The sequence below is a fragment of the Echinicola soli genome (genome assembly GCF_006575665.1).
GTDB classification, from domain to species: domain Bacteria; phylum Bacteroidota; class Bacteroidia; order Cytophagales; family Cyclobacteriaceae; genus Echinicola; species Echinicola soli.
The window spans coordinates 53,218-62,500 of the sequence record NZ_CP041253.1 but is presented as its reverse complement, the minus strand read 5'-3'; the positions used below and the strand labels follow the sequence as shown (position 1 = coordinate 62,500).

At 41.4% G+C, this 9,283-nt stretch carries 7 protein-coding genes and 2 rRNA genes (1 of these 9 cut by a window edge); 8 read left to right on the top strand and 1 reads right to left on the bottom strand.

Annotated features, from left to right (window positions below):
- The 8 genes from FKX85_RS00310 to FKX85_RS00275 all read left to right on the top strand — a co-directional run.
- Positions 1-567: ribosomal RNA gene (locus tag FKX85_RS00310) — 23S ribosomal RNA — on the top strand; it begins 2,317 nt to the left of the window's first position.
- Between the two features lie 102 nt (positions 568-669).
- Positions 670-781, top strand: a 5S ribosomal RNA gene (rrf, locus tag FKX85_RS00305).
- A gap of 526 nt (positions 782-1,307) precedes the next feature.
- Positions 1,308-2,462, top strand: a complete 1,155-nt coding sequence (locus tag FKX85_RS00300; protein ID WP_141612847.1) for a glycosyltransferase family 4 protein — start codon at positions 1,308-1,310, stop codon at positions 2,460-2,462.
- 170 nt (positions 2,463-2,632) lie between these two features.
- Entirely contained in the window at positions 2,633-3,775 is a 1,143-nt protein-coding gene (locus FKX85_RS00295) for an aminotransferase class I/II-fold pyridoxal phosphate-dependent enzyme (RefSeq protein WP_141612846.1), read from the top strand.
- The gene (locus FKX85_RS00290; protein WP_141612845.1) at positions 3,756-4,358 is read left to right on the top strand and encodes a sugar transferase; all 603 of its coding nucleotides are present in this window, start codon (positions 3,756-3,758) and stop codon (positions 4,356-4,358) included. The genes FKX85_RS00295 and FKX85_RS00290 overlap by 20 nt, the downstream gene beginning before the upstream one ends.
- A 329-nt stretch (positions 4,359-4,687) precedes the next feature.
- A complete protein-coding gene (locus tag FKX85_RS00285) occupies positions 4,688-6,448 on the top strand; it encodes a polysaccharide biosynthesis protein (protein WP_229239724.1) in 1,761 nt (586 codons plus the stop codon).
- Between the two features lie 90 nt (positions 6,449-6,538).
- Positions 6,539-7,684 carry a DNA polymerase III subunit gamma/tau gene (locus FKX85_RS00280; protein WP_141612843.1) on the top strand — a complete coding sequence of 382 codons (1,146 nt, stop codon included), beginning with the start codon at positions 6,539-6,541 and terminating at the stop codon, positions 7,682-7,684.
- Between the two features lie 83 nt (positions 7,685-7,767).
- Positions 7,768-8,259, top strand: coding sequence for a DNA polymerase III subunit gamma/tau (locus FKX85_RS00275; RefSeq protein ID WP_141612842.1), 492 nt, complete (start codon positions 7,768-7,770; stop codon positions 8,257-8,259).
- Here FKX85_RS00275 and FKX85_RS00270 read toward each other — a convergent pair.
- Positions 8,256-9,203 carry a DUF3078 domain-containing protein gene (locus tag FKX85_RS00270; protein WP_229239723.1) on the bottom strand — a complete coding sequence of 316 codons (948 nt, stop codon included), beginning with the start codon at positions 9,201-9,203 and terminating at the stop codon, positions 8,256-8,258. The two genes, FKX85_RS00275 and FKX85_RS00270, sit on opposite strands and share 4 nt — an antisense overlap.
- Positions 9,204-9,283: the final 80 nt, after the last annotated feature.

Here is a 9,283-nt window from a genome sequence, read left to right as displayed (position 1 = left end):
TGGAGTGCAATAGCATAAGGGAGCTTGACTGTGAGGCCGACAAGCCGAGCAGGGTGGAAACACGGGTATAGTGATCCGGCGGTACCGTATGGAAGGGCCGTCGCTCAAAGGATAAAAGGTACTCTGGGGATAACAGGCTGATCTCCCCCAAGAGCTCATATCGACGGGGAGGTTTGGCACCTCGATGTCGGCTCGTCACATCCTGGGGCTGGAGAAGGTCCCAAGGGTTGGGCTGTTCGCCCATTAAAGTGGCACGCGAGCTGGGTTCAGAACGTCGTGAGACAGTTCGGTCCCTATCTGTTGCGGGCGTGGGAAACTTGAGAGGATCTGACCTTAGTACGAGAGGACCGGGTTGGACGGACCGCTGGTGTACCGGTTGTGGTGCCAACTGCACTGCCGGGTAGCTACGTCCGGAAGGGATAAGCGCTGAAAGCATCTAAGTGCGAAACCCACCTCGAGATGAGGTTTCCGTATAGGGTTGTCAGAGACGATGACGTTGATAGGCTGCAGGTGTAAAGCCGGAGACGGCATAGCTGAGCAGTACTAATAGCCCGAAAGCTTGCCTGTTTGGAGTTGTATTATCTTTTGTAGGGTCGAAAGGCTTATAAGGAACAGAAAGGAAAAAAAGAAACGCGTTGTCCCTTTTCAGAGAGGGGCACATAAAGAGCTTAGGGCGGTACGGCACAGGGGATCCACCTCTTCCCATCCCGAACAGAGAAGTTAAGCCCTGTCGCGCCGATGGTACTGGGGTCACACCCGGGAGAGTAGGTCGCCGCCCGATTTTATCAAGGCCCTCCGTATATACGGAGGGCCTTTTCTTTTTTATACCTGGGTGTCCCGTACACGGCTTTCCAAAGAAGGATATCCCCAACCACCGGAATCCATGTTTTGAAGATTAGGTAGTTTTTATATGGTCATGGGCTTTTATGCCGGTCAGGGTATATTCGGCGGATGGCCTTTTATCAATCAATGATTGATATGGAAAATCCGTGGAGATCCCCCTGATGAACCGGGGCAGGAAGTGTAATCTGTGGGCAGTTTAAATAGGCTCCCACAAATATTGCTTGATCCGTATTAACTGTATAATACCATAAAGTAAAATAGGATTAGACGGTCATTAATTGTTAGTAATTAGATGGAATGCCATATTAACGAATTGTTATAGTTGAGGTTTTTGATAAAAAATTAGTATATTTGAAAAATGGAAAAAGAATATTAATATTCTTTACTGTTTGTTGATGATTTATAAAGAGTATCAACATCACCAGTGCCAAGTTTTGCATATTTAAATACCTTAATACTTTTCTATGCTATTAGTATTGTTTTCTGTACTGACTGCTTTTTTTATAGGGATTATATTAACGCCCCTGCTAATATTTCTCATTAAAAAAGGAAATTTATTGGATAAACCAGGAGGTAGAAAGATTCATAAATATTCAGTTCCATCCATGGGAGGAATTGCCATATTCATTGGCCTTTTGGGAGGTATTCTTATATGGTTAAATTACCAACAATTGGTAGAAATCAGGTTTTTCATGTTGGGGCTTTCCATCATGTTTATTTTGGGATTGAGGGATGATTTGGTTGAATTGACTGCCTATCAAAAGTTAATTGGGCAACTTATAGCCGTAATTACTGTAGTGGTTTTAGGTGATGTAAGGATTACTGATTTTTATGGGTTATTGGGCGTTTATGAGCTTCCGTTGTGGTTTAGTTATTTTCTGACGATATTTGCTATAATAGGTTTGACCAATGCCTTTAATCTTATTGATGGATTGGACGGACTGGCAGGGACATTAAGTATCATTACCTTTTTGGGCTTAGGTGGATGGTTCCTTTATTCTGGACACACAACCTATGGTTTTATTGCCTTTACATTTGTGGGCGCAGTGCTATCTTTCTTGGTCTACAATTGGCATCCAGCTAAAATTTTCATGGGTGATACGGGGTCATTGACATTAGGATTTGCCTTGTCGGTTTTATGTATCAAGTTTATAGAGAGTAATGTGTCTGTTCCTGTAGGCGGTTTTAAGTTTCATGCCCCTTTGGCTACTGCAGCTGCTTTACTGATTGTCCCTTTTTATGATACCTTGCGCGTTTTTGTTAAGAGGGCAAGAAAAGGAATATCACCAATGACGGCAGATAAGAGTCATGTGCACCATTTTTTAATGCGAATGGGCTTTAGACACGATCAGGTAGCGCTGATATTGGGTGGCGTGAAGGTTGGATTTATCTTTTTGATGGTGGTTTTTAATGAACTTCCCGATATCGTTATGTTGCCTACCTTAGTTGTTTTGGTTGTTGCGGGGGGAGTACTACTGGACCGATTAACGCTCCGTAGGGTTAAACAAATTGTAAGATGTTCACCTCGCGTACTGGCCCAGCGTACCTATCATGGCATGAGAGCTAAGGTGAAAATAGATGAAGAAGTACTCAGGCAAGAGGATGTTAATTTAAATTGATCCTTTGGATTGGATGATTATGCATGAAGGGCCTTGGGCCCTTTTGTTGTTTAATGTCTTTTTTGTTGTGTGTAACTGGTAATATTTACACAATATAATCAATATTTTGTGTGATTTGTGTTGATATTTTTCATTAATTAGTAGTCTACTATAATTTGATAAGAGGGTTTATGCCAAGAATCAAGCTTTCTGAGCCAGTATTTAAAGAGGACATCGCCGAGCAGGTGAGCATGGCGTTGTCAAGGAAGGAAGTGGGGTATCAAGGTTCTTTTATTGATTCCTTTAATAAAAAGCTCCAGGATTTTCTGGGTTTTTCTAATGTAGGTATATATTCATCGGGAACAGCTTCTATTCATTTGGCCTTGAGGTTGGCAGGTGTACGGAGTGGAGATGAGGTTTTATGTCAATCCTTGACGTTTTCAGCTTCAGCAAACCCTATTAAGTACCTAGGAGCAAATCCTGTCTTTGTGGGTAGTGAAGGAGAGACTTGGAATATAAGTCCAAAATACCTGATTGAGGCATTGGAGGATAGACGGAAAAAAGGAAGGCGTGTTAAGGCAATCATCCCAGTACATGTATTTGGAATGCCAGCAAGAATGAATGAAGTGTCTGAGATTGCCAAACACTATGGTGTGCCTATTATAGAAGATGCAGCAGAAGCATTGGGGTCATTAATTGATGGTCAATTTTGTGGTACTATTGGCGATTATGGAATCTTTTCTTTCAATGCCAATAAGATCATTACCACAGGGGGAGGAGGTGCATTGTTGACAAAGGATAGTATGAAAATCCAAGAAGCAAACTTTTTAGCCTTGCAGGCGAAGGACCCGGCTCCTCATTATGAACATAGTCAATTGGGATATAACTATGCCTTTAGTAACCTGAACGCAGTTTTGGGCTGTAGTCAAATAGACCAGCTTCAAGAAAAGATCAATAAGCGAAGAAATATTTTTGATTGGTATTTTTCTTTTCTGTCAGATAGTGGAATTGGATTTCAAATGGGTGATAGTAACATGAAGAGTAGTCGGTGGTTGACGGCCATAATCCTTCCACAAGAGAAACAAGCTGAGCAACTGAGACACTTTCTGGAGCGTAAAAATATAGAGGCAAGGCCTGTATGGAAACCAATGCAGCTACAGCCTTTGTACAGTTCTTGCCCATATTACGGGAATGGGGCGGAGGAGCAGATTTTTAAGAGAGGTCTGTGCTTACCTTCGGGAAATGGGTTGACATTTGAAGATGTTGAGTATGTTTCATCCTCTATATTGGAATTTCAGAAAAAGTCATCATATAATGTATCAAAGTATATTTAAGCCAAATATTGACTATTTCCTGGGCTGGGTGGGGTTGATCATATGCCTTCCACTGGTGCTGTTTATTTCTATTATTTTGGCCATTGACTTAAGAGGCAATCCTTTTTTTGTTCAGGATAGAGTGGGGAAGGACGGAAAGGTTTTTAAGATCTTTAAGCTAAGGACTATGAAAGGCCATATGCATCAGAGCGGGGTGCTGCTGGCCGATCATGAGCGATTAACTTTTCTAGGAAGGTGGTTAAGGAAAACTTCACTGGATGAGCTTCCGCAGTTTTTAAATATTGCTTTAGGTGATATGAGTCTGATAGGTCCCAGGCCCTTATTGGTAGAATACCTGCCTTTATACAATGAGGAAGAAGCAAAGAGACATGCAGTTAAGCCGGGAATTACTGGATTGGCTCAAGTGAAAGGTAGAAATGCAATTAGTTGGAAGGAGAAATTTGCTTATGATTTGGCGTATATAAGCAATATGAGTTTTAGGCAAGATTTTACTATCCTTGTCCTATCACTATGCAAACCATTTGATCATAGAGGTGTTTACAGTAATAAAGAACATGTAGCTCCATTTCGGGGTCATGACTAGCGGATAGCGGTACTTTTTATTTTTTGATGAGTATTTTATTATTACTCAAATTTGTCTATAAATACCTAAAAATGTTTTTCTAAATATTTTTTATGTGTTTTATTGATATTACATTGTACTAAAGAATTTCTTTTAATCTTTAATAGGATATTTTTTATGGAGCAATTGTTGAATTTTACCAATAATTGTGACATTTTTAAGCAAACATAGTAATAATGATAAATTGGATCACACGTACAATTGATTCGGTGATTCTATTTCATTCCATCGTCCTAGCATATTTTTTAAGATTAAATTTTGAGTGGGAAGTTATACAAAATTATCCAGTTTTGGATAGTGCGTTACTTTTTATGTTCTTGGGAACGGGAGCAATGCTTTTTACGGAAAAGGTGAGATGGCTTAGAGGTAGATCACGGTTAAGTAATTTTGTTTTAGTGGCGTATATTGTCATGGTATCTGTCATGTTGACCGCTCTGGTTTGCCTAGTATTGGAAAACCTGGTGTTACCGGAGGTCTTCATACCGATGTCGGTGCTCATCATTGCGGCGCTATTGGCGTTTTTTACCATGACACTATACCGGCTGTTCGCGAAGGAGTTTTATGGAATGTACTTAAAGAAAAAGCAACCAAAGAAGCATATCGTTATTTTTGGGGCTGGAGAAGCCGGTAGACTCTCGAAAACCGTTTTAGGGAGCCAAGCCGGAACAAATCAGAAAATTCATGCATTCTTGGATGATGACGCGCAGAAAGCGGGAGAGAGTATTGGAGGGATTCCTGTTTATTACGGGCTTGATCGGCTGAAATCCCTTAAAAAGGATCATACGATCACCGACCTATTGATTTCGGTAATGTGTATTTCTCCCAGAAGGAAAAAGGAAATTATCGAAGAGTGTTTGCAGCTAGACATCAAAGTGAGTGTGGTGCCGTCGATAGATGAATGGGTGAAGGGAGGCTTTAGTATGGGTAAAATTCGACAAATTAGGATTGAAGACCTGCTGTCTCGGCCTGAGATATCACTGGACAATCCAGCTGTATTTGGTCAAATATCCAATAGGGTTATTATGGTAACCGGTGCAGCAGGATCTATCGGGAGTGAACTGTGCCGCAAGATCATTGCACATAAGCCTTCGGTGTTGATTATGGTGGACAAAGCCGAATCAGCACTCTATGATGTAGAGCAGGAGTTTAAGGGTGGACATTGGAAAAGCTCAATCAAACCGATTTTGGCAGATATTCGAGACGCCAGAAAGATGGATCGAATATTCAAGGAGCACAAGCCTGAAATCGTTTATCACGCAGCAGCATACAAACACGTTCCTATGATGGAAAACTATCCAGAAGAGGCGGTGACCAGTAATGTTTTGGCTACTAAAAATCTTGCTGACCTTTCCGTCTTGCACAATGTAAAACAGTTTGTATTTGTCAGCACAGATAAGGCTGTAAACCCTACCAATGTAATGGGTGCGTCAAAGCGAATAGCGGAAATTTATATCCAGGCATTGAGTGATTACCTGGACGTGGAAAAAGGACAGGTTACCAAGTTTGCCATTACCAGGTTTGGAAATGTGCTGGGATCCAATGGATCCGTTATTCCCCTGTTTAAAAAGCAGATTGAACAGGGCGGTCCTGTGATGGTTACAGATCCCAACATCTCAAGGTACTTTATGACCATCAGTGAGGCTTGTCAGCTGATACTTGAAGCCGGAGCAATGTCAAAAGGAAGTGAAGTTTTTATTTTTGACATGGGCGAGCCAGTGAAAATCCTTGACCTGGCCAAGAAAATGATACAGCTGAGTGACAAAAAGGTAGGGGAAGATATCAAGATCGTCTTTACAGGACTTCGCGAAGGAGAAAAACTGCATGAAGAACTGATATGCCATTCTGAACAGCTCCAAATCACCCATCATCCTAAAATAAGGGTGGTCAAAATGGGTAATGTCCCTTTTAACAGGGTCAACTATCAGATAGAATTTTTCGAGCGGTTGTTGATTTTGAATTCTGATACCGACATTGTCAGGCATATAAAGCAGATTGTGCCAGAGTATGTCAGCAATACCTCTCGGTACAATGTGTTGGACCGGTTGAATTGATGGTGTTGTTTTTCAGGAAGTTGGTTCATTTACAGATGGATTTTGGGTTTTTAGCCCTTCTAAATTCTAGGAATTTTATATCTTGCGGTGATGGAAAACTTTGTAGTCTCAGCAAGAAAATATAGACCTTCCAATTTTAAAAGCGTGGTGGGGCAGCAGCATATTACTACTACGCTTAAGAATGCCATTAAAAATAACCACTTGGCGCAAGCATTCCTGTTCTGTGGGCCTCGTGGTGTGGGAAAGACCACTTGCGCAAGGATTCTTGCAAAAACCATTAACTGTGAAAACCTGTCTGATGACTTTGAAGCTTGCAATGAATGCGAGTCTTGTAAAGCATTTAATACCAATAGTTCCTTTAATGTCCATGAACTGGATGCAGCATCCAATAACTCAGTGGACGACATCCGGAATTTGGTGGATCAGGTGAGGTATGCACCTCAGAAGGGGAGTTATAAGATTTACATCATTGATGAGGTTCACATGCTCTCGACACAGGCTTTCAATGCTTTTTTGAAAACCTTGGAAGAGCCGCCCAAATATGCGATTTTTATTCTGGCTACTACAGAAAAGCATAAAATTATTCCTACAATCCTTTCCCGCTGCCAAATATTTGATTTTAATCGGATTCAGATCAAGGACATTGCCGAGCATCTAAAGTATATCGCTTCAGAAGAAAATATTGCTTATGAAGATGAAGCATTACGATTGATAGCCGCTAAAGCGGACGGGGCATTAAGGGACGCACTTTCCATATTTGACCTTATCGTTACCTATTCGGCAGGCAATAAGCTGACGTATTCTGAGACGATTAATAATCTCCATATTTTGGACTATGATTATTATTTTAAGGTTACAGATGCGCTTTTGGCGGAAAGTGTATCCAATGTGTTATTGATTTTTGATGAAATCCTCAAAAAAGGATTTGATGGCCATAATTTTATTGTAGGGTTAAGTGAGCATTTTAGAAACTTGATGGTTTGTAAGGATGCGGCCACGGTCGAATTGCTTCAGGTCTCCGAAAGTGCCCAGGAACGTTATATTGAGCAGTCTGCTAAATCTAATCTTTCGTTTTTACTTTCTGCGCTAAACATTTGCAACCAGTGCGACATTCATTATAAGGGCAGCAAAAACCAACGACTTCATGTGGAGCTGGCTTTGATGAAGCTGGCAAAACTGCCACAGGCCATAACATTGGCTGCTGTAGCACGTGAAGAGGCAAAAAAAAAAGACTAGCTAAGCAGAAGTCTCCGTCAGCCAGTCATCAAGAAAAGCCTTCCACGAACTCATCTGCTCCAAAAACGGAAGTAAAGAGAACGATGGCAATTCCTTCCAGTCTTTCTGAAGTAAAAAGCCGTGTGAAGAGCAAAGCAGAAGAAAGTCTCCAATCACCTAAAAAGGAAGAGCAAGAGAAATCTATCGATCAAAAGACAACCCAAAGCACTCCTTTTGATAAGGGGAGGCTAGGCGCTGTCTTAGAGGATATCATTGCTGATTATAAGCAGCAGAAGCGGCTAATAGAAAGTACATTGCTCAAACAGCCCTTTGAGGTTAATGAAAGTACAGTAAAGTTTTTCTTGAATGGAGAACTGCAAGAACACCGTTTTGCGCAGTTACGACCAGAATTGATCGGGGTGTTTAGAAGAAAACTGGAAAATGACTTTGTGGAAATAGATTTTGAAGTCAAGGAGGATGCGGTCAGCGAAGAATCCAAGCTTTATACATCCACAGATAAATTGGCTTACCTGACCAAGAAATCCCCGGCACTCAAGGAGTTGCAAAAGCGATTTGGCCTGGAGACGGATTTTTAGAAGTCAATGCCGAGTCCAAAGTTAATGAGGTTTTGGAGCTGCACGGCCCTGGATTTATTGCCATTATCCATTTCTATATAGACATTTTCATCGTAGATCAGGATGGTTTCGACTCTTGTGCTGATGTATTTATTGACTTTCATGCTGATGGTAGAGTTAAAGTTGACCACCATATTGCCAAATTTGCCGTAGTTGGAGAAGAGGTTAAGGTCAGCTTTCCAATTAATGTTTTCCATTACTCTCATATCAATAGAGGTACCTAGGGAGGCACCCGCTTCGGGCTTGACCTTATCTCCTGGTACAATGCCAAAAGCACCGGCTTGGCTCAAGGAGTCATTGAGCACAATGGTAAAACGTCCCGTGAAAGGCGATAGAATGGAGGAGAACTTAAAGCCATCTTTTTCTTTTTGGTAGTTCAGACCTGTAGAGGACTGAACATAGCCAGGGCTGAGAAAATCAGAAATCAAATTTCTGGATTCCAGGTCGGATCCGCTTTTTTTAAAATATTTATAACCTTCCAATAACTGTGTTCTGGCTTCCAATTGGGTGGACAAATAGAACCCTTTAGCCAATTCACGGCCATATTTACTGACAAACTTAAAGTTGTCATTGGTCTTTCGGGTTTTGTAGGATCTGTCAGATTGCCTGTTAAAGCCAAAATTGACCGATAAGGAAGTTTCCCAGATTTTATTGTTTTTCTTATAGTTGGCAAAAAGATTTACCCCTGTGTTTAGCGCAAAGGAACTGGCACCACCGGCAGCCCAATTGGACAGGCTCACTTGCTGAATGCTAAGATTGTAGTTGCCGCCAGTCTCCCAGAAAGTGGGCTTTACTTCTTTTTTTATGATCAGGCTATCTCCCAGCATGACCAGGGTGTCGCCGTTGATCAGAACGGTGTCGGGTACAATGTCAGTTATTCTGTCCTGAGCAGAAGCCCATTGCATGCTTGTCAACAATAAAAAAAGAAAGCAGGTAAGGTGCCGAATCATTCCTGGGTTTTTAATGAATAGACTACAAATATATA

Excerpts from the sequence above, each read along its gene's own strand:
- FKX85_RS00300 (WP_141612847.1), top strand. The coding sequence starts at position 1,308 with ATGCTATTAGTATTGTTTTCTGTACTGACTGCTTTTTTTATAGGGATT.
- FKX85_RS00295 (WP_141612846.1), top strand. The coding sequence starts at position 2,633 with ATGCCAAGAATCAAGCTTTCTGAGCCAGTATTTAAAGAGGACATCGCC.
- FKX85_RS00290 (WP_141612845.1), top strand. The coding sequence starts at position 3,756 with ATGTATCAAAGTATATTTAAGCCAAATATTGACTATTTCCTGGGCTGG.
- FKX85_RS00280 (WP_141612843.1), top strand. The coding sequence starts at position 6,539 with ATGGAAAACTTTGTAGTCTCAGCAAGAAAATATAGACCTTCCAATTTT.
- FKX85_RS00275 (WP_141612842.1), top strand. The coding sequence starts at position 7,768 with ATGGCAATTCCTTCCAGTCTTTCTGAAGTAAAAAGCCGTGTGAAGAGC.
- FKX85_RS00270 (WP_229239723.1), bottom strand. The coding sequence starts at position 9,203 with ATGCAATGGGCTTCTGCTCAGGACAGAATAACTGACATTGTACCCGAC.